At 61.8% G+C, this 19,452-nt stretch carries 20 protein-coding genes and 2 rRNA genes; 12 read left to right on the forward strand and 10 right to left on the reverse strand.

Translation table 11 applies throughout. The features are described 5' to 3' along the window. Together CAK78_RS08750 and rrf are read left to right on the forward strand one after the other, a co-directional pair. Positions 1 to 102 (forward strand): 23S ribosomal RNA (locus tag CAK78_RS08750); the annotation flags it as partial. An 84-nt stretch (positions 103 to 186) separates the two neighbouring features. Beyond that, a 5S ribosomal RNA gene (rrf, locus tag CAK78_RS08755) occupies positions 187 to 301 on the forward strand. A gap of 100 nt (positions 302 to 401) precedes the next feature. On the opposite strand, the gene CAK78_RS08760 is transcribed toward rrf, so the two are convergent. Beyond that, a complete protein-coding gene (locus tag CAK78_RS08760) occupies positions 402 to 2,966 on the reverse strand; it encodes a bifunctional acetate--CoA ligase family protein/GNAT family N-acetyltransferase (protein ID WP_094697032.1) in 2,565 nt (854 codons plus the stop codon). A 72-nt stretch (positions 2,967 to 3,038) separates the two neighbouring features. Next, positions 3,039 to 3,230: a hypothetical protein gene (locus CAK78_RS08765; RefSeq protein ID WP_005307455.1), complete on the reverse strand. Its 192-nt coding sequence runs from the start codon at positions 3,228 to 3,230 to the stop codon at positions 3,039 to 3,041. Between the two features lie 171 nt (positions 3,231 to 3,401). Here CAK78_RS08765 and CAK78_RS08770 point away from each other — a divergent pair, with 171 nt between their 5' ends. Next, positions 3,402 to 4,274: a substrate-binding periplasmic protein gene (locus tag CAK78_RS08770; RefSeq protein WP_094697033.1), complete on the forward strand. Its 873-nt coding sequence runs from the start codon at positions 3,402 to 3,404 to the stop codon at positions 4,272 to 4,274. Here the strand turns inward: CAK78_RS08770 and ilvY are convergent. After that, positions 4,263 to 5,156: an HTH-type transcriptional activator IlvY gene (ilvY, locus tag CAK78_RS08775; RefSeq protein ID WP_010635531.1), complete on the reverse strand. Its 894-nt coding sequence runs from the start codon at positions 5,154 to 5,156 to the stop codon at positions 4,263 to 4,265. The genes CAK78_RS08770 and ilvY overlap by 12 nt on opposite strands. Before the next feature lie 201 nt (positions 5,157 to 5,357). Between ilvY and ilvC the strand changes: the two genes are divergently transcribed. Then, a complete protein-coding gene (gene ilvC / locus CAK78_RS08780; RefSeq protein WP_019840082.1) occupies positions 5,358 to 6,839 on the forward strand; it encodes a ketol-acid reductoisomerase in 1,482 nt (493 codons plus the stop codon). A gap of 156 nt (positions 6,840 to 6,995) precedes the next feature. Here the strand turns inward: ilvC and pgi are convergent, their stop codons facing one another. Continuing rightward, positions 6,996 to 8,645: a glucose-6-phosphate isomerase gene (gene pgi, locus CAK78_RS08785; protein WP_094697034.1), complete on the reverse strand. Its 1,650-nt coding sequence runs from the start codon at positions 8,643 to 8,645 to the stop codon at positions 6,996 to 6,998. A gap of 431 nt (positions 8,646 to 9,076) precedes the next feature. Here pgi and CAK78_RS08795 point away from each other — a divergent pair, with 431 nt between their 5' ends. Further along, positions 9,077 to 9,265, forward strand: coding sequence for a holin (locus CAK78_RS08795; protein WP_094697036.1), 189 nt, complete (start codon positions 9,077 to 9,079; stop codon positions 9,263 to 9,265). Between the two features lie 139 nt (positions 9,266 to 9,404). Here CAK78_RS08795 and CAK78_RS08800 read toward each other — a convergent pair whose 3' ends face one another. The 4 genes from CAK78_RS08800 to coaBC all read right to left on the reverse strand — a co-directional run bounded on the left by CAK78_RS08800 (position 9,405) and on the right by coaBC (position 12,808). Next, positions 9,405 to 10,241 (reverse strand): mechanosensitive ion channel domain-containing protein, encoded by an 837-nt coding sequence (locus tag CAK78_RS08800; RefSeq protein ID WP_094697037.1) that lies wholly within the window; start codon positions 10,239 to 10,241, stop codon positions 9,405 to 9,407. Positions 10,242 to 10,441: 200 nt separating this feature from the next. Then, positions 10,442 to 11,038, reverse strand: coding sequence for a nucleoid occlusion factor SlmA (gene slmA, locus CAK78_RS08805; protein WP_005307475.1), 597 nt, complete (start codon positions 11,036 to 11,038; stop codon positions 10,442 to 10,444). Positions 11,039 to 11,106: 68 nt separating this feature from the next. Continuing rightward, the gene (dut, locus tag CAK78_RS08810; protein ID WP_005307478.1) at positions 11,107 to 11,565 is read right to left on the reverse strand and encodes a dUTP diphosphatase; all 459 of its coding nucleotides are present in this window, start codon (positions 11,563 to 11,565) and stop codon (positions 11,107 to 11,109) included. Positions 11,566 to 11,605: 40 nt separating this feature from the next. Continuing rightward, positions 11,606 to 12,808: a bifunctional phosphopantothenoylcysteine decarboxylase/phosphopantothenate--cysteine ligase CoaBC gene (gene coaBC / locus CAK78_RS08815; RefSeq protein ID WP_094697038.1), complete on the reverse strand. Its 1,203-nt coding sequence runs from the start codon at positions 12,806 to 12,808 to the stop codon at positions 11,606 to 11,608. Between the two features lie 147 nt (positions 12,809 to 12,955). Between coaBC and radC the strand changes: the two genes are divergently transcribed. From radC to CAK78_RS08845, 6 genes are all read left to right on the forward strand, one after another. Next, the gene (gene radC / locus CAK78_RS08820) at positions 12,956 to 13,630 is read left to right on the forward strand and encodes a RadC family protein (RefSeq protein ID WP_094697039.1); all 675 of its coding nucleotides are present in this window, start codon (positions 12,956 to 12,958) and stop codon (positions 13,628 to 13,630) included. Between the two features lie 136 nt (positions 13,631 to 13,766). Continuing rightward, positions 13,767 to 14,003, forward strand: coding sequence for a 50S ribosomal protein L28 (rpmB, locus tag CAK78_RS08825; RefSeq protein ID WP_005307492.1), 237 nt, complete (start codon positions 13,767 to 13,769; stop codon positions 14,001 to 14,003). An 11-nt stretch (positions 14,004 to 14,014) separates the two neighbouring features. Beyond that, the gene (gene rpmG, locus CAK78_RS08830) at positions 14,015 to 14,182 is read left to right on the forward strand and encodes a 50S ribosomal protein L33 (protein ID WP_005307500.1); all 168 of its coding nucleotides are present in this window, start codon (positions 14,015 to 14,017) and stop codon (positions 14,180 to 14,182) included. Positions 14,183 to 14,275: 93 nt separating this feature from the next. Continuing rightward, entirely contained in the window at positions 14,276 to 14,731 is a 456-nt protein-coding gene (locus CAK78_RS08835) for a hypothetical protein (RefSeq protein ID WP_005307503.1), read from the forward strand. 29 nt (positions 14,732 to 14,760) lie between these two features. Continuing rightward, positions 14,761 to 15,573 (forward strand): bifunctional DNA-formamidopyrimidine glycosylase/DNA-(apurinic or apyrimidinic site) lyase, encoded by an 813-nt coding sequence (gene mutM / locus CAK78_RS08840; protein ID WP_094697040.1) that lies wholly within the window; start codon positions 14,761 to 14,763, stop codon positions 15,571 to 15,573. A 178-nt stretch (positions 15,574 to 15,751) separates the two neighbouring features. Next, positions 15,752 to 16,633: a VirK/YbjX family protein gene (locus CAK78_RS08845; RefSeq protein ID WP_094697041.1), complete on the forward strand. Its 882-nt coding sequence runs from the start codon at positions 15,752 to 15,754 to the stop codon at positions 16,631 to 16,633. A 49-nt stretch (positions 16,634 to 16,682) separates the two neighbouring features. Here the strand turns inward: CAK78_RS08845 and coaD are convergent, their stop codons facing one another. Beyond that, positions 16,683 to 17,165 carry a pantetheine-phosphate adenylyltransferase gene (coaD, locus tag CAK78_RS08850; RefSeq protein WP_017783649.1) on the reverse strand — a complete coding sequence of 161 codons (483 nt, stop codon included), beginning with the start codon at positions 17,163 to 17,165 and terminating at the stop codon, positions 16,683 to 16,685. A gap of 222 nt (positions 17,166 to 17,387) precedes the next feature. Between coaD and CAK78_RS08855 the strand changes: the two genes are divergently transcribed. Then, on the forward strand, positions 17,388 to 18,431 hold the full coding sequence (locus tag CAK78_RS08855) for a glycosyltransferase family 9 protein (protein WP_010635522.1): 1,044 nt from the start codon (positions 17,388 to 17,390) through the stop codon (positions 18,429 to 18,431). An 85-nt stretch (positions 18,432 to 18,516) separates the two neighbouring features. Here the strand turns inward: CAK78_RS08855 and CAK78_RS08860 are convergent, their stop codons facing one another. Beyond that, positions 18,517 to 19,305 carry a glycosyltransferase family 2 protein gene (locus CAK78_RS08860; RefSeq protein ID WP_094697042.1) on the reverse strand — a complete coding sequence of 263 codons (789 nt, stop codon included), beginning with the start codon at positions 19,303 to 19,305 and terminating at the stop codon, positions 18,517 to 18,519. Positions 19,306 to 19,452 lie beyond the last annotated feature (147 nt).

The following is a 19,452-nucleotide window of genomic DNA, read 5'->3' on the forward strand; positions in this document are numbered from 1 at the left end:
GTCCTAAAGGGCCGTTGGAGACCACAACGTTGATAGGTGGGGTGTGTAAGCGCGGCGACGTGTTGAGCTAACCCATACTAATTACCCGTGAGGCTTAACCATACAACACCCAAGAAGTGTTCGAAGGCTTGTAGCAGATACCGAGAACGAAGAACAAAATCAGCTTTTTCAGATTGAAGATTTTTGCCTGGCGGCAATAGCGCAGTGGAACCACCTGACCCCATGCCGAACTCAGAAGTGAAACGCTGTAGCGCCGATGGTAGTGTGGCATTCGCCATGCGAGAGTAGGACACTGCCAAGCACCCAATTGAAGAAGCCCGCTCATCTGAGCGGGCTTTTTTATTATCAAAAATCAGCAATTTATGGCCATAAACCGCTGACTTTTCTGCTTTATGCCTGCCCTAATAGACACAGGGCAGCTCCATATTGACTACCCCATCTTCCAGCTGGATATCGATCTTGAAGCCAAGCCGTTTGGCCAGGTTGATCATGCCGCGGTTGCTGGGCATGGTCATGCCCGACAACTGGCCAATGCCGCGCTCTCTGGCATAACGCACAGTCTTCTCCATCATCAATTTGCCAAGCCCCAACCCCTTCAGATCGGACCGTACCAGAATGGCAAACTCGGCGTCGCTCAGATCCGGCGTCGAAATGGCGCGAACCACCCCTAAAATCTGATCTCTTCGTTCCCCATCCTGTCCCACGGCGACAAAGGCCATCTCCCGGTCGTAATCGATCTGGGTCATGCGGGCCAGCTCCTCGTGCCCCAGCTCCCCCACATCGGCGAAGAAACGCTTGTACCTGTCTTCATCCGATACCTTGAGGACAAATTGCTTGTGGGCAGGTTCATCCTCCGGTCGGATGGGGCGCAGCAGCACATGGCTCTGATCCTTGAGCCAGGCCCCCTCTTCCAGCTCGGTGGGATAGGGACGGATAGCCAGCCTGCAGCTGCCTTCTTCATGGGGTTGCAGGGTCAGGCTGGCGTCCAGCACCACCATCTCGGCGCCGCAGGCCTGCAGCGGGTGCAGATCCAGCAGCTGGATCTCGGGGAAGGCGAGCAGCAGCTCCGACAGCTGGCACAGCACCTGGCCGAGGGCATCGATATCGAGTCGTTCCGGACTGGCCTGCTCGCGGATCTTGCGGCTCTTGAGCGCCCCTATGATCTGGTAGCGTGCCAGCGCCTGGTTGAGTGGCGGCAGGGCCGCCATCATCTCCTGTGGCTCTGCCCCTGATTCACCGAGCAGGATGACGGGGCCGAACACCGGGTCTTGTTGCAGCCGGATCCGCAGCTCCAGGCCGCCACTGCGCCGCGCCATCCGCTGTACCAGCAGTCCTTCGATGCGGGCACCGGGGTCGTGCTGCCTGACTCGATCCAGAATGGCGTCCGCAGCCTGGGCGACTTCGGCCGAGGTGCGCAGGTTGAGCATGACGCCGTGCACGGCCGACTTGTGGAGTATGTCCGGCGAGCGCAGCTTGACCGCGACCGGATAGCCGATCTGCTCCGCGGTCAGGGTGGCCTCGATGGCATCGGAGACGATCCAGGTCGGCAGGGTGGAGAGCCCAGCGGCCTGCAGAATGGGGTGTGCCAGATGGGTGTCGAGGGTGAGCTGTTTACGTTCCAGCGCCTGCCGGATCAGCAGTTGGCACGGGTCGACGTCGAGCCTGTCACCCTGCAGCGATGCGGGGGTTTCCATCAGCTGCTTCTGGTTACGGCGGTACTCCACCATATGCATGAAGGCGGCAACCGCGCTTTCCGGAGTACGGTAGGTGGGGAATCCCGCCTCGCTGAACAGCCTGCGTCCCTCCTGGGCCGAGTATTCCCCCGCCCAGTTGGTCAGGATATTGAAGCGTCTGGCCCTGTGATGCTGTTTGACGTAGTCGATGAGGCTGCGGGCCAGGGCGGCACCGCGGGCGGTGAGCGAAGGGGCATGGATGAGCAGGATGGCGTCAGCCTCATCCCCTTGCAGCAGGTTGTCGAGTGCCTGCTGATAGTCGCTGATGTCGGCATCGCTGCCGATGTCCCGGGGCGGCATCGCCAGCTTGCCACCCCGCTCCAGCAACTTGTCGATCGCCATATTGGCCAGGCCACGGCCGTTGGAGATGATGGCGAGCCGCTCCCCCTTGAGGGTCAGGGAGTGGCTTAGGGTCTCGACGGCGGCAAACAGTTCGTGGGTATCCCGTACCCGCAGCATGCCGGCGCGACGGATGGCGGCGTCATAGACGTTGTCGAGCCCGTTGTCCGGTTCATGGCGGCCACTCTTGAGCACCAGGATGGGCTTGTTGCGCGCGGCGGCACGGGCGGCCGAGAGAAAATGGCGGGCATCCTGCAGTTTGTCCATGTAGAGCAAGATGGCGCGGGTCACGCTGTCGCGGGAGAGCTGATCCAGCAGCTGGCCGAAGTTGATATCGCAGTGATCGCCAAGGGAGATGAAGGCCGAGAAGCCGAGTTCATGCTGTTTGGCCCAATCCAGAATGGTGGTGCTGACGGCGGCCGACTGGGAGAGAAAGGCGACCTGACCGGGCTTGGCGGCAATTGGTGAGAAGCTGGCATTGATGCCCTGACCCGGCAACAACATCCCCATGCTGTTGGGGCCGAGCAGGCGGATACCGTATTGCCGACTCAGTCGCTGCAGTTGTTCGCGCTCCGGCGGGGCGAAATCGGCCGCCAGTATGATGGCGGCACCCGCTCCCCGTTTGCCGAGCGCCTCGATGAGGGTCAGCACCCGTTCCCGCCGGGTACAGACGATGGCGAGGTCCGGGGCAAGGGGGAGGCTGTCGATGTCGGGATAGGCCAGCACGCCGGCAATGGCCTTGCTGTGCGGGCTGACCGGCAGGATGGGGCCCTTGAACTGGCCGGCGAGCAGGTGCCTTATGACCATGTGACCGGCCTTCTGCGGGTCGGTCGAGGCGCCGATGACGGCGATTGACTGGGGTTTGAAGAGCCGATCCAGGCCGCTTGGTTTCATGGGCACTCCCGTGGGTGGCGGATGGTGCCAGTGTAATATGCATTCAGCGCCGGTTCTGTGACAGGCTGCGGATCACTGCTTGGTGAGGGCGTTGGCGCGGAGGTAAAACCTCAGTTCACCCTGGATCTGGCGTACCGCTGCCAGGTGGTGCTCCTGCAGATAGATGTCCTGTTCCTGATCCAGCAAGGTTGAGGGTACCCCCAGGCTTTGCAGGTACTCGTCGAACAGCAGCGAGCTGTTGATTTCGATCAGATTGGACATCATGGCGGGACTCCCTTTTCCACTCAGGTTGAACGTTCAGTCTAGTCTCTGATCTGCCCCTTGCCGTAGCTACTGTCATATTTGACATCGAGTCGCTCACATATCCGTGCTGCCATGCGCCCGGCGGTAGAGAAGGAGAGGTTATAGTGAGGAAGTGACAAGGGGAGGAGTGCAATGATCAGGAGCTGGCTGTGGTGCGTCATTCTGCTGGCTGGCAGTGTGCAGGCGGCCGAGACTCCCATCAGGGCCTGGAATCTGCTGCTTGATCACCCCAATCCCGCCGTGGCTGGTCTGCTGCGACTCTCCCTCGATCTGACCGTGCCGGAATACGGTTCCTATCGGCTGATTGCCAGCCCGCCGATGGAGCAGGGTCGGGCGGTCAAGGAGTTGCAGGGGGGCGAACTGGTGCAGGTCGGGGTGTTTGCGCCCGACGAGGAGCGCGAGCGTACCCTGCTGGCCATCCATGTTCCGCTGGCAAAAGGGTTGCTGGGCTGGCGGGTGTGCCTCGTTCGGCAGGGGGACGAGGGGCGGTTTGCCAACATACGATCGCTGGCTGACTGGCAGCAGGCCGGGCTTCGCATCGGCCAGCACAGATCCTGGCCAGATACCCGTCTGCTCAAGGAGAACGGCCTCGATGTGGTGGTTGGCGGTCTCTATGAGGCCCTGTTCAACATGCTGCGCAAGCGGCGCTTCGACTGCTTTCTGCGCTCGGTCATCGAGATCGAGGATGAGCTCAAGCAGCACCCGGAGCTGGCCATCGAGCCCCACCTGGTGTTTCGCTATCCGCTGGCGCTGCTGTTTTTCGTCTCGCCCAGGTATCCGGAACTGGCCAAGCGCATCGAGCTGGGTCTGCAGCGGGCCCGCCAGTCCGGTGACTATGAGCGGGTATTCGAGGCGGGTTTTGGCAGCACCATCCGGCGGCTGCAGCTCGATCGACGGGTGATGCTGGAGCTGAGCAATCCGGATCTGCCGGCCGGCAGCCGCGCCATGATGCAGGATCCCTCGCTCATCTATGCGCCTGTATTGCCCGCCTTGTCAGCGCAGTGAGCCCTGACCCCGCGCCGTATCCCAGAAGGCGCGGATCAGCGGCTCTTCCAGCCGCTTCTTGAGCACCGCGATACCGACATCGAATGGCTTGAGTGCCGGCTTGGGCTCGACGATGCGTACCTTCTCACCCATGGGGCTGTGGTCGATCACCGCCGCCGGCACCAGCCCCACGCCGAAGCCGAGTGCCACCATGGCGACTATTCCTTCATTACCCGCCACCTCCGCATAGATGTTGGGGGCGATCCCCTTGTTGCGCAGCCACTGATCGCAGCGTTTGCGGGCCAGCCCCTGTTCCGAGAGGATCAGCGGCAGCCGCTCCCAGTCAGGTTCGCCCTGGGAGAACCACTGGTTCTGCTGGGGGGCGGTGCGGGGGGCGATAAACACCAGCGGCACTTGCTGCAGGCTGGCAAACTCCAGCTTGGAGGAGAGGGCATCCGGGCGGGCGGCGATGGCGAGGTCGGCCTCGTCGGCCAGGATCTTGTCCACCGCCAGCGCCGGGTCGCCGGTCTCCAGCTTGATCTCCAGCTGGGGATAGCGGCGGCGAAAGCGCTCCAGCACCTCGGGCAGCAGGAAGTAGCTGGCGGTGACCGAGCAGAACACCCTCAGTCGGCCCTGCAGCGGTTCATCGCTGCGCTTGAGCTCCTGCTTGAGCTGGCGCCACTCCTGCAGCAGCTCTCCACCAAACTCGCGCAGCTTCTCGCCCGCCACAGTGAGCCGCACCGAGCGGTTGTCCCGCTCGAACAGCACGCAGCCGGTCTCCTGCTCCAGCCGCTGGATGGCGCGGCTGAGAGTAGAGGGGCTGACCGCCATGGCATCGGCGCTCTTGCCGAAATGGAGGGAGTCGGCGAGGTGGAGAAACAGCTCGAGATTGCGAAGGTCCATCTTTCAGCTCCTGGCGCTGGATGTCTGTCCGATATCCAGCTGTGGGTAGTTAGCACCGCCATGTGATCATGAAGGGTTAACGTTTCAATTATTGCAACGTACTGTTTCGAATATATCAGTTCAGGCAATAAGTGTCCCGCGCTATAGTGGTTTCGACAACGCTGCCATCCGGCATGGAATCAATCGAACGGAGCAATCACCATGGCTAACTATTTCAACACCTTGAACCTGCGTCAGCAGTTGGCCCAGCTGGGCAAGTGTCGTTTCATGCAGCGCGAAGAGTTCGCGGACGGCTGCAACGTGCTGAAGGGCAAGAAGGTGGTGATTGTGGGCTGTGGTGCCCAGGGTCTGAACCAGGGCCTGAACATGCGTGACTCCGGGCTGGATATCTCCTACGCCCTGCGCAAGGCCGCCATCACCGAGAAGCGCGCCTCCTGGCAGAAAGCCACCGACAACGGCTTTGCGGTCGGTACCTATGAAGAGTTGATCCCGACCGCCGATCTGGTGCTGAACCTGACTCCGGACAAGCAGCACTCCGACGTGGTCAAAACCGTGATGCCGCTGATGAAGCAGGGCGCCGCACTGGGCTACTCCCACGGTTTCAACGTGGTGGAAGAGGGTCAGCAGATCCGCTCCGACATCACGGTCGTGATGGTCGCGCCCAAGTGCCCGGGTACCGAAGTGCGCGAAGAGTACAAGCGCGGTTTCGGCGTACCGACTCTGATCGCCGTTCACCCGGAGAACGATCCCAAGGGTGAAGGCATGGCCATCGCCAAGGCGTGGGCCTCTGCCACCGGCGGTGACCGTGCCGGCGTGCTGGAATCCTCCTTCGTGGCGGAAGTGAAATCCGACCTGATGGGCGAGCAGACCATCCTCTGCGGCATGCTGCAGGCCGGTTCCCTGCTCTGTTACGACAAACTGGTTGCCGAGGGCACAGACCCGGCCTACGCCGGCAAGCTGATCCAGTTCGGCTGGGAGACCATCACCGAAGCCCTGAAACAGGGTGGCATCAGCCTGATGATGGACCGCCTGTCCAACCCGGCCAAGTTGCGCGCCTTCGAGCTCTCCGAGCAGCTCAAGACCCTGATGCGTCCGCTGTTCGAGAAGCACATGGACGACATCATCGCCGGTGAATTCTCCCGCGGCATGATGGCCGACTGGGCAGAGGACGATGCCAAGCTGTTCGGCTGGCGCGAAGAGACCGGTAAATCCGCCTTCGAAAACGCCCCGGCGTTTGCAGGCAAGATTGCCGAGCAGGAGTACTTCGACAATGGTGTGGTGATGGTGGCCATGGTCAAGGCGGGTGTCGAACTGGCGTTCGAGACCATGGTGGCCTCCGGCATCTACGAGGAGTCTGCCTACTACGAATCCCTGCACGAGCTGCCGCTGATCGCCAACACAGTTGCCCGCAAGCGTCTGTACGAGATGAACGTGGTCATCTCCGACACCGCCGAGTACGGCAACTACCTGTTCGCCAACGCCGCCGTGCCCTTGCTGCGCGAGCACTTCATGCCGACCCTGAAAGCGGGCGACCTGGGTGCCAGCAAGGCGGAAGGGCAGAGCGTCGACAACCTGGCGCTGCTGGCGGCCAACGAGGCGACTCGCAACCACCCCATCGAAGCGATCGGCCAGGTACTGCGCGGTTACATGAAGGACATGAAGCGCATCGCCGTCGGCGGTTAAGCCGGCATCGGGCAGGATGATAAGGGGGCGGGGGTGACGATCCCTGTCGCCGGTCGGGCTGGACACCCGACCGGCCAGCCAGCAAAACCAGCCCGACAGCCATAAAAAATCCCCGCTCATCGAGCGGGGCTTTTGCATTCAGAAAGGCCGGCTAAATCAGGCTTTCCACGCTTTCCAGGTGTTGATCAGGCCGTTGGTGGAGCAGTCGTGGCTGGTGACAGCCTCGGCAGTGTTGAGCTCCGGCAGGATCTTGTTGGCCAGCTGTTTGCCCAGCTCCACACCCCACTGGTCGAAGCTGAAGATGTTCCAGATTGCGCCCTGTACGAAGATCTTGTGCTCGTACATGGCAATCAAAGAGCCAAGCGTCTTCGGGGTCAGGCTCTTGAACAGGATGGAGTTGGTCGGGCGGTTGCCTTCGAACACCTTGAACGGCACCAGATCCTTGACCTGCTCCAGGGTTTTGCCGGCGGCCAGGAACTCGGCTTCGACCTGTTCCTTGCTCTTGCCGAAGGCCAGCGCTTCGGTCTGGGCGAAGAAGTTGGCCAGCAGTTTCGGGTGGTGGTCGCCGATCGGGTTGTGGCTGATGGCCGGTGCCAGGAAGTCACAGGGGATCAGCTTGGTGCCCTGATGGATCAGCTGGTAGAAGGCGTGCTGGCCGTTGGTGCCCGGCTCACCCCAGATGATGGGGCCGGTCTGGTAGTCAACCGGCTTGCCGTTGCGATCCACGTACTTGCCGTTGGACTCCATGTTGCCCTGCTGGAAGTAGGCCGGGAAGCGGTGCATGTACTGATCGTACGGCAGAATGGCTTCGGATTCGGCACCATGGAAGTTGTTGTACCACAGGCCGATCAGCGCCAGCAGCACAGGCACGTTCTGCTCATAGGAGGCAGTGGCGAAGTGCATGTCCATCTCGAAGGCGCCTTGCAGCAGGGCTTCGAAGTTGTCGAAACCGACGGACAGGGCGATGGGCATGCCGATGGCAGACCAGGAGGAGTAGCGGCCGCCAACCCAGTCCCAGAATTCGAACATGTTGTTGGTATCGATGCCGAACTCGGCCACGGCCTTGCCGTTGGTGGAGAGCGCAGCGAAGTGCTTGGCAACGTGAGCCTTGTCACCGGCGATCTTGATGAACCAGTCACGGGCGGTCAGGGCGTTGGTCATGGTCTCCTGAGTGGTGAAGGTCTTGGAGGCCACCAGGAACAGGGTGGTTTCCGGATCGATCTTCTTCAGGGTCTCGGCGATGTGGGTGCCATCGACGTTGGAGACGAAGTGCATCTGCAGGTGGTTTTTGTAGGGACGCAGCGCCTCGGTAATCATCACAGGGCCCAGATCAGAGCCACCGATGCCGATGTTGACCACGTGCTGGATCGCCTTGCCGGTGTAGCCTTTCCATTCGCCGCTGATGATCTTCTCGCAGAAGCCCTTCATCTTGGCCAGTACGGCGTTCACTTCCGGCATCACATCCTTGCCGTCACACTCGATGGGGCGGTCGGAGCGGTTGCGCAGGGCCACGTGCAGTACCGAGCGGCCTTCGGTCATGTTGATCTTGTCGCCGTTGAACATGGCATCGATCGCGCTGCGAAGATCGGTCTCTTTGGCCAGATTAACCAGCAACTTGAGGGTTTCTTCGGTGATCAGGTTCTTCGAGTAATCGACCAGGATGTCGCCGCCGAAGGTGAGGGAGAATTTGTCGAAACGCTGGGGATCCTGGGCGAACAGATCCTTGAGCCGGGTCTCTTTGTTCGCTGCAAAGTGGGCTTCCAGCGCCTGCCAGGCCTGGGTCTGGGTTGGATTGATGTTTTTCATAGGATTATCAGTCTTCCAAGTTGTGTATGAACCTTGCAGGCAAGGCTCCCGCCAAACCTTATTATTCGAGCACTATACCGGACCCATTATACCGAGCCCATGGTGCGGCCCGTGTAACAGAGCTTTACCAATTGTCTGCCATCGACCGAGTTTACAACCAAAACGCTGCGATTATGAGTCACCCATGGCAGCCGGATCTTGCGTTTGCTCATACTTGGTCGGGCTTGTGGCCATTGAAAGGGCTTTCAGGGCGAGGGCATGCTGCGAGCGGGGTGGCAGTTTGGCCTGGCAGTCAAAAGAGTATTCGACAGACGCCTTTTTGCTCATTTCATGCGCAGGCGCAAATTGTCGGTGGCCCGAGATGGCTAGCATGGGTGTCGTATGGACTAGATCTCCCAGGGATGGCCACAGTCTGGAATGAGGAGATCGCTATGAAAGCTGTGTTGTCCCTGTTTGCCCTTAGCCTGATCGCCACCGGCCTCATCGGCCTGTTGACCCTGGTACTAAGCAGTGCGGCACCTACTTTGCCGCTGCGGGTACTGGCGGTGATCGGTGCCGTGCTGGGGGGATATGTGCTGGTGCAACCGCTGTTGAACCGGGTGGCACGTCGGCTGGTGTAAGCCGACGCCACCGGTATGCTGAAAACAAAGTTCGGCCCGTTGTGGCCGGCTTTTTTTATGGTGGTGTTCACCCCTGCCGAGGCCAGAGACGACAATGCCAGCCCGAAGGCTGGCATTGTGGGTGGCTGCAAAACCGCGTTTACGCCTGTGGCTTTTGCATGTGCATGACCATCTGCGGGAAGGGGATCTCGATGCCCTCGGCATCGAAGGTGAGCTTCACCTTCTCGTGGAAGTCGAACCAGACTCCCCAGTAGTCGCCGGTCTTGACCCAGGGGCGCACAATGATGTTGACCGAGGAGTCGGCCAGCGCGGCGACGGCGATGGTGGCTGCCGGCTCCTTGAGGATGCGCGGCTCTTCGTTAACCAGCCGCTCCAGGATCTGCTTGGCCTTGCGGAGATCCGAGCCATAGCCGATGCCGAAGGTCATGTCGACGCGGCGGGTATCCATGCGCGAGTAGTTGACTATGGTGCCGTTGAGGATGGCGGAGTTGGGCACCACCACCATCTTGTTGTCACCTGAGGTGAGGGTGGTGGTGAACAGTTGCGCCGACTGCACCACACCGGCGGTGCCGGCCACTTCGATGAACTCGCCTGCCTTGATGGGGCGGAAGATGATCAGCAGGAAGCCGGCGGCGAAGTTGGAGAGCGAGCCCTGCAGCGCCAGACCGATGGCCAGACCGGCGGCACCGATAATGGCGACGAAGGAGGCGGTCTGCACCCCGACCCGGCCCAGTGCGGCGATCACCACGAACACCAGGATGGCGTATTTGAGGATGCTGCCGACGAAGTGGGTGACAGTGGTGTCCAGCTTGCGGGACTGCATCACCTTGACCACGGCGCCGCTGATGAGGTTGGCGGCGATGTAGCCGACCAGCAGGGTGAGCAGGGCGGCCGCGATGTTGACGGCATACTCGATCAGCAGGCCCTGGTTGTTGACCAGCCAGGTCTGCGCTTCGGTAATGATTTCGGGTTCCATAGGGTGTCCTGTCAGGCGATAAAAGGTTTATGACGCATGAATCTAACATTGGCATGCGACAGTCCGGGTCGCATCTGGTGCTCACCGCCTCTTTTGTGCCACAAAAAACAAGGGAGGCCAAGGCCTCCCTCTTTACTGCAACTCACCTGGTGCGGCGTTGCCGCGGCTGATTGCGAATGCATTGTCGCCGGGCGTACTGCTCAGCTCTGCAGCAGCTGGCTGCGGATAAACTGCCACTGATCTTCAAAGCCAGCGGTGGGTTTGATTTTGAACTCGGAGCGGACGAACTGGCTGATACGCCCTTCGGTATAGGCCAGCAGCAGGTTGGCCAGCATGGTCTCGTCGAGCTGGAAGCCCTGGCCTTCGCGCAGCCGTTTCTCCCGCAGTACCTGCTTGATCTGGGTCTCCAGCTTGTCGAACAGGATACTGATGCGATCCCGCAGCCGGTCGTGCTCACCCAAGAGGGCATCGCCATTGAGGATGCGGGTAATGCCTGGATTGCGCTCGGCGAACACCAGCAGCAGCTGCAGTATGTGGTGACAGCGGCTCATGGTGTCCTTCTCTTCGGCCATGATCAGGTTGACCCGTGACAGCAGGGAATCTTCGATAAAGTCGATCAGCCCCTCGAACATCCGCGCCTTGCTGGGAAAATGTCGATAAAGGGCAGCCTCGGAGACCCCCACCTCGGCCGCCAGACGGGCCGTGGTAATGCGCTGGCCTGGGCTGGTCTCCAGCATGTGGGCGAGCGCCTGCAGGATCTGATCGCGCCGACTCTGTTTCTGATTACTGCTTGCCATGGATTCCCCTAAAAAAACAATGGCCTGATTCTGTTATTAGGCACCGCCGCTCGGGCCGGTGTGGTCTGTTATTGGCGACCAGAAGAACCAAAACCGCCTTCACCCCGTTCGCTCTGATTGAACTCATCGACCAGTTGGAAGCTGGCCTGAACCACCGGCATGATCACCAGCTGGGCGATGCGCTCGCCGGGCTGCATGGTGAACGCCTCTTTGCCGCGGTTCCATACCGAGACCATCAGCTGGCCCTGGTAGTCGGAATCGATGAGGCCGACCAGGTTGCCCAGCACGATGCCGTGCTTATGGCCGAGGCCGGAGCGGGGTAGGATGGTGGCGCACAGGCCCGGATCCTGGATGTGGATGGCCAGCCCGGTCGGTACCAGGGTGGTATCACCCGGTGCCAGGGTCAGCGGGGCATCCAGCAGGGCGCGCAGATCCATGCCGGCGGAGCCCGGTGTGGCGTAGGCAGGCAGCGGATAGTCGGTGCCGATGCGGGCATCCAGAATCTTCAGTTCAATTTGTGTTGTCATAAATCGTTTTTATTGGAGTGGAGGTGGTCGATTGACTGGCTCAGCGCCGGTAATGGCGTGCAATCAGGGCAATCAGGTGACGAGCCAGCGTCAGCTTATCGGCCAGGGGCAGAGGGGCTTGACCCCCTTGCCAGAACACGGTGAGGGCGTTGTCATCGGCATTGAAGCCCTGGCCCGCACGGGATACGTCGTTGGCGGCGATCATGTCCAGCCGCTTACGCTGCAGTTTGTCGAGGGCGTATTGTTCCACATCCACGGTTTCTGCGGCAAATCCGACGGTGAAGGGTTTGTCTGACAAGGCTCCCACGGCGGCGATGATGTCGGGGTTCTTGACCAGGGTCAGCTGCATCTGGTCGTTGTCGCCGGTCTTCTTGATCTTCTGCTCGGCCACCTGGGCGGGGCGATAATCGGCGACGGCGGCGCAGCCGATGAAGAGGTCGCTCTCGCCGACCCGGCTCATGACCGCCTGGTGCATCTGCTCGGCGCTCTCGACGTCGATGCGGGTGACGCCGGCCGGGGTGGCCAGTGCCACCGGGCCGCTCACCAGCGTCACCTCGGCACCTGCTTCACGGGCGGCGCGGGCGATGGCATAGCCCATCTTGCCGGAGCTGTGGTTGCTGATGTAGCGCACCGGATCGAGCGCTTCACGGGTCGGGCCTGCGGTGAGCAGTAGTCTGACGCCGGCCAGCAGCGGCTCGGCGCTGAGCTGCTGGCAGCAGCGTTCAACCAGCTCGAGGGGATCCAGCATCCGGCCCGGGCCCACGTCACCGCACGCCTGGCTGCCGGAATCCGGCCCCCACAGCAGTATGCTGCGACTGGCGAGAGTCTTGAGGTTGGCCTGAGTGGCGGCGTTGAGGTACATCTGCTGGTTCATGGCCGGCGCCAGGGCGACCGGTGCCGGAGTGGCCAGGCAGAGGGTGGTGAGCAGCTCGTCGGCCATGCCGGCGGCCATGCGGGCCATCAGATTGGCGCTGGCAGGGGCGATCAGCACCAGATCGGCCCACTTGGCCAGCTCGATGTGACCCATGCCCGCCTCGGCGGCGGGATCCAGCAGACTGTCGGCCACCGGGTGCCCGGAGACGGCCTGCAGGGTCAGGGGGGTGATGAACTCCTTGGCGGAGCGGGTCATCACCACCCGTACCTCGGCGCCCTGATCTTTCAGGCGGCGTACCAGCTCGGCACTCTTGTAGGCGGCGATCCCGCCGCTGACACCCAACAGGATGCGTTTATCGGCCAATCTCATCTGCTGTTTCTCTTCCGGCTCACTCTGACTGGTCGGCTAAGATACCACAGGCTGCAGTCGACGACAGAGGCTGACATGGGGGTCTTGTGGCCGGGCTCCCGTGATTTCTTTGCTATGTTTTCTCTCAATAGCGCAAAGGAGAGACAAATGAGCATCAAGGAGTGGCCAGAGGATGAACGACCCCGTGAGAAGCTGCTGCGTCACGGCCCGGGCGGTTTGTCCGATGCCGAGCTGCTGGCGATCTTCCTGCGCTCCGGGGTCAGTGGCCTGAGTGCGGTAGATCTCTCCCGCAACCTGTTGAATCAGTTCGGATCGCTGCGCAATCTGCTGGGGGCGGACCGACGTGCCTTCTGCGAGGCGCATGGCCTCGGCCCGGCCAAATATGCCCAGCTGCAGGCGGTGCTGGAGATGGGCAAACGCCATCTGGCGCAGCAGCTGCAACGGGGGGATGCGCTCACCTCGCCCCAGCTGACCCGGGACTATCTGCAGGCCCAGCTGCGAGATCGGCCGCGGGAGGTGTTTGCCCTGCTGCTGCTCGACAATCAGCACCGAGTGATTCAATTCGTTGAACTTTTTTACGGTACCCTCGACTCGGCGAGCGTCTGGCCCAGAGAAATCGTGCAGATCGCACTCAAACATAATGCAGCCGCCGTGATTCTGGCGCATAATCACCCGTCCGGCGTCGCCGAGCCCAGTAGGGCCGACCGCCAGATCACGGATCGGATCACGGCCGCCTTGGCCCTGATCGATATCAGAGTGCTGGATCACTTGGTGATCGGTGATGGCATCACGGTTTCTTTCGCCGAGCGCGGTTGGTTATGACTGTGCTCTGGCGCCGTATTAGTTGATCTTTGATCACGGATGCTGTATAAAATGCCGCCTTCTGTTTGCCCCGCAATCGAAGGCCAGCGGGGCAGATATTTGCTCGAGCAATGAAGTAAGATTTGGAGAGACTGACATGTCTAGAGTATGCCAAGTAACCGGCAAGCGCCCGGCAGTTGGTAACAACCGTTCGCACGCTAACAACGCTACCAAGCGTCGTTTCCTGCCGAACCTGCACACTCACCGTTTCTGGGTTGAGAGTGAAAAACGCTTCGTAAGCCTGCGCGTATCCGCAAAAGGCATGCGTATCATCGACAAGCGTGGCGTTGAAGTGGTTCTGGCTGAACTGCGCGCCAGCGGTGTTAAGGTATAAGGAATTAGATCATGGCTAAAGGTATTCGCGAGAAGATTCGCCTGAACTCCAGCGCCGGTACTGGTCACTTCTATACCACTACCAAAAACAAGCGCACCATGCCCGAAAAAATGGAAATCAAAAAGTTTGATCCCGTTGTTCGTCAGCATGTGATCTACAAGGAAGGCAAAATCAAGTAATTGCTTGATGCTGCATTCCCAAAAACCCGGCCTAGTGCCGGGTTTTTTTATGGCTGGAATTCAGTACACTGCCGGTTCGAAGGGAGGCTTGTCATGTTCAAATTGAGCCGCAGAGGCTGGAACAACGTGATCATCGTGGTGGTGCTGATCGTGATCACCCTGTTGCACCGGCTGGAGATCGCCCAGCAGGAAAACAGCGCCAAGCGGGCGCGTCCGCTGCTGCCTGAGAGCGCCGTGGTGCTCACCTGGCAGGGGCCGAGCTGGCAGATAGAGCGCATCGGGCAGGGCTGGCGCAGCGGGCCGGATCTGGGGCTCGACAGTACCCAACTGGCGGCGCACATCGAGGCCTGGCAGGGCTGGCTGCTGCCACCCGGTGAAGCCGTGCGCGGCAATCCGGTTACCCTCAAGATCTGGGTCGCCGGCCAGAGCGACCCCATCGAGGTGGGGCTCTATCAGGATGACGGCAAGTTTGCCGCCCTGCTGCCACCCTCGACCTGGCTCAGCCTGAGCCAGGAGCAGTACCGCAGCCTGCTGCGTCCTGCACCCTAACCCTTTTTCAGCGTCAGCACGAGGATCCCATGCCTGAATTACCGGAAGTCGAAGTCAGCCGCCAGGGCATCTCGCCCTGGCTTACCGGCATCAAGGTCACCCGGGTGGTGGTGCGGGACGGCCGCCTGCGCTGGCCGGTGCCGGGAGAGATCCAGGAGCTGGTGGACCTCACCATCCACCGGGTCAGCCGCCGCGCCAAGTACCTGCTGCTGGAGACCGACTTCGGTACCGCCATCCTCCATCTGGGCATGTCGGGCAGCCTGCGAGTGCTGGACATCGGCACCCCGGCCGAGAAGCACGATCACGTGGATATCGAGCTCGAGAACGGCAAGCTGCTGCGGCTCAACGATCCGCGCCGCTTCGGTGCCCTGCTGTGGACCCGCGAGCCGGCCGAGGCGCATACGCTGCTGGCCAAGCTGGGGCCAGAGCCGCTCACCGACGCCTTCAATGCCGATTACCTGCGTGAGCGCGCCAAGGGGCGCAGCACCGCCATCAAGACCTTCCTGATGGACAACCAGGTGGTGGTCGGGGTGGGCAACATCTACGCCAACGAGGCGCTCTATGCCGCCGGCATTCATCCCAAGCGGGCGGCGGGCAACATCAGTGCCGAGCGGCTGGGCACCCTGGTCGGGGAGATAAAGCGGGTGCTGGCCGAGGCGATTCGGCAGGGGGGCACCACCCTCAAGGATTTCACCAGTGCAGACGGCAAACCGGGTTATTTCGTGCAGCAGTTGCAGGTGTACGGGCGGGGCGGTCAGCCCTGTTTTCACTGCCACACCTTGCTCAGCGAAATCCGGCTGGGACAGCGCACGACCGTGTTCTGCTCCCACTGTCAGCGCTGAATCGCGGTTTTTTCGGCCTGAAACGGCCAAGTTGTAAGAGAGTATTTCCAGTCTGTTGAATATTTGCTCGCCCGTCACTACTATCTCGGCCGTTCAGGCGGTTTGAGACAATAAAATGACAGCTAAATCAATAGACTGGGACCATTTGTCCCGGCAGGGGCACTATTGTGCCCAAAAAATGGCGCGCTTCCTCTATCCCGATGACAGCGCCCGCAAGACCTTCAATCGCGCCAAGTTCGTGCTGCGCAGCCTGCTCTATCGGCAGCAGCTGAGCCGGGTGTTCGAGCTGTTTCAGGCCGAACCGCTCAAGGCCCTGCCTGCCCACTATCCCGAGCTGCTCGACAAGCCGATGCGGCCCTATCGCTTTGCCGGCTCCACCGCGACCGAGCGGGCCGAGATGCTGGAAAACCACTACCGGCTGATGCTGGCCCGCTACCCGGATCTGATCGACCCGCTCTATCTGGGGGATGGCATCGAGCTGGGCCGTTATCCCGAGAGCGGCTGCCGCATCGTGCTGCGCCACGACGGCACCTTCCGCCGCGAGGCGGAGCTGGCCCTCTCCATCGTCGACCCGCAGGGCAAGCGGCTCTATAGCTGCGCCTTCTCGCTGGCAGGCACCCCCAACCGGCTGGCGGTGGTGATCGGTTCGGTACAGGGCCCGGAGCCCTGCATCGAGCAGGCGCAGGACAAGGTGCGTGCGCTGACCAAGGAGGGCCACGGTCTGCGGCCCAAGTCGCTGGTGGTGATGTTGGTGATGCAGCTGGCCGAGGCGATGCAGGCCGAGCATATCTCGGCGGTGCGGATGAAGGCCCACATCTATCAGGCCCGTCGCTACAGCAAGAAGAAGAAGGCCTGTCTGCAGGCGGACTATGACGAGCTGTGGCAGGAGTTCGGCGCCACCGATCTGGACAGCAACTTCGTGCGGCTGCAGCCCGCCCAGCGCAAGCCGCTGGAGGAGATCGCCTCCAAGAAGCGGGCCATGTACCGGCGCCGCTACGAGTGGCTCGATCAGCTGACCCTGGCAGGCCAGCAGCTGCTGGGCCCGCGTCTGGCGGGCTGAGGCAGGCATGAACTGCAAACAGGCTACCCTCGGGTAGCCTGTTTCGTTGTTACTTGGTCTGTTTGGCCTTGATGGCGGCCGCCACTATGGGGTCGACGAACTGGCGGATGTCGCCGCCGTGCAGGGCCACCTCCTTCACCAAGGTGGAGGAGATGAAGGAGTTCTCCTCGGCCGGGGTGAGGAACACGCTCTCCAGCTCCGGCATCAGGCGGCGGTTCATGTTGGCCAGCTGAAACTCGTATTCGAAGTCGGAGACGGCGCGCAGACCGCGGATCAGCACATTGGCCTGCTGCTCCTTGGCAAAGTCCACCAGCAGGCCGGAGAAGCCGACCACCTTGACGTTGGGCAGGTGGGCGGTCACCTGGCGGGCCAGCTGAACCCGCTCGTCCAGATCGAACAGCGGCCGTTTGCTCGGGCTGTTGGCCACCCCGACCACCACCTGGTCAAACAGTCTGGCGGCCCGGCCGATGAGATCGGTGTGGCCGTTGGTGACGGGATCGAAGGTGCCGGGATAGATTACCTTGTTGGTCATGCTGCTGATTCCTGCAACCGGGAAATTTGGTCGCATTATAGGGTCTGTTGGGGGATTGGCGCGACCGCAATGGGGCGAGTTTTGGCGCCCCGATGGTGGCTTTGCCGCGTCAAATCGGCACCGACGGGCGTCTTCGCTTGAGAATAGCGATACATCAGGCAAGAATACCGCATCGCGCATCAAGCCTCCTTGCGTTGGTGACAGGGAGCAAAGGGATTTTTTATGAAACGTATTCTGGTAGTCCGCAATGACAAGATTGGTGACTTCATGCTGGCCTGGCCGAGTTTTGCCATGCTCAAGCGCTCCATGGAGTGTCATGTGACTGCCCTGGTTCCCGCCTATACGGCACCGCTGGCCCGCCTCTGCCCCTGGATTGACGAGATCATCCTGGATCCGGGCTCACGGGCCGACAAGGAACAGCAACGTGCCTTGCAGGCACGCATCAAGGCGGCCGCCTTCGATGCCTCCATCTGCCTCTTCTCCAACTCCCGCAACGCCATGCTGGTGTGGAAGGCGCACATTCCCTACCGGCTGGCGCCGGCCACCAAGCTGGCCCAGGTGCTCTACAACCAGCGCCTGATCCAGCGCCGCTCCCGCTCCCAGAAGCCGGAGTACGAATACAACCTGGATCTGGTGCGCCGTTTCCTCGCCGACCAGCAGGTGAGCGCGGTGGAGCCGCAGGGCCCCTACCTCAGCTTCGATGCGAAGAGCCTGCAACAGGTGCGCGAGCAGGTCGCCGCCCGCCTGCGGCTCGATGCCGGCCGCCCCTGGCTGATGGTGCATGCCGGCAGCGGCGGCTCGGCCAACAACCTCTCCATCGAGCAGTACGCCCGTCTCATCATCAAGCTCAACCAGGCCTGTCCCGAGCTGCAGTGCATCCTGACTGCGGGGCCGGGGGAAGAGAAGATCGCCGAACAGCTGGCGGCCGAGCTGCTGGCCCACGGTGGCAACGGCTGGATCTACCGCTCCGAGGAGGGGCTGCCCAAGTTCTGCCAGGTGATGGCCAACGCCGCCCTGTTCGTGGCGGGCAGCACAGGGCCGCTGCACATCGCCGCGGCGCTGGATGTGCCCACCATCGGCTTCTTCCCGGCGCACCGTTCGGCAACGCCACTGCGCTGGCGTCCGCTCAACAGCGAGGGGCGCCACCTGGCGTTCAGCCCGCCGGAAGACAGCGATCACCCGGAAGACATGAGCCAGCTCGATCCCAAGACCATGGCGGCGGCGATCGCCCGCTGGGCACCGCCGTTCTGGCGCAGCGAGCAGTGATAGCGGATAGCGCAAATGCAGACAGGGCCCTTCAAGGGCCCTGTCTCGTATGGGGGGCTCGCTGGCAGCGCCCGTCTGCGGCGGTTTACTTGTTCGCCTGTTCCGGTGCCTGTGGCTGCTGGCGGATCCAGAGGTCGGCGTACTTCACGAAGGTGGAGTGGGCCGACAGTATGGCCAGCAAGAGCCCCTGCTTGCCATCGAGGAAGCCGGCCTTGAGCAGGTACATCTTGAGGAAGCAGCCCAGCGCGTGCACCAGCCCCTGGCCGAGGGAGCCCTTCTTGCCGCGGGCGGTGCGCTGATCGGCCCAGGCGCGGGCATAGCCGGCGGACTTGACCAGGTAGTGTTCCAGATCCCGATAGGTGAAGTGGAGCAGGTCGCCGTGCAGGTTGACGATCTTCATGTTGGCGCGCACTTCCACCTTCTCGTGCACCAGCACCTCGTTGTAGCTGGTGAGATCCTTGGGATAGAGGCGCAGCACCCGGTCCGGGTACCAGCCGCTGTGGCGGATGAAGCGGCCGAACACCCAGGAGAGGCGCGGGATCGAGTAGATGGTGTCGCTGGCCGGGTTGGCCATGACGGCGGCGATGGCGGCTTTCAGCTCGGGGGTGAGCCGTTCGTCCGCATCCAGCCACAGCACCCAGTCGGATTGCACGTGGGACTGGGCGAGGCGGCGCTGGCGGCCGAAGCCCGGCCACACCGGGTTGACGAAGAAGCGGGCGCCGAATTCGGCGGCGATGGCCGGGGTCTCGTCCTGGCTGCCGGAGTCCATGATGACGATCTCGTCGACCAGTCCATCGAGGGAGGCGAGGCAGGGGCGCAGGTTTTCGGCTTCATTCTTGACGATAAGGACAGCCGCCAGAGTCGGTTTGTTCACGGATTAAAGGCTCTTGTTGGCGCCCGACTGGCGGGCCATGCTCAAATTGGCGCCCATTCTAGCCTAAAACGGCAGGCGGAGCATGGTTCCGGCGGCGGGATACGCGTCGGTTTCAAATGGGTTGTTTTTTGGCGCCAGGATGTATGG

The sequence above is a fragment of the Aeromonas sp. A35_P genome (genome assembly GCF_002259925.1).
GTDB classification, from domain to species: domain Bacteria; phylum Pseudomonadota; class Gammaproteobacteria; order Enterobacterales; family Aeromonadaceae; genus Aeromonas; species Aeromonas dhakensis.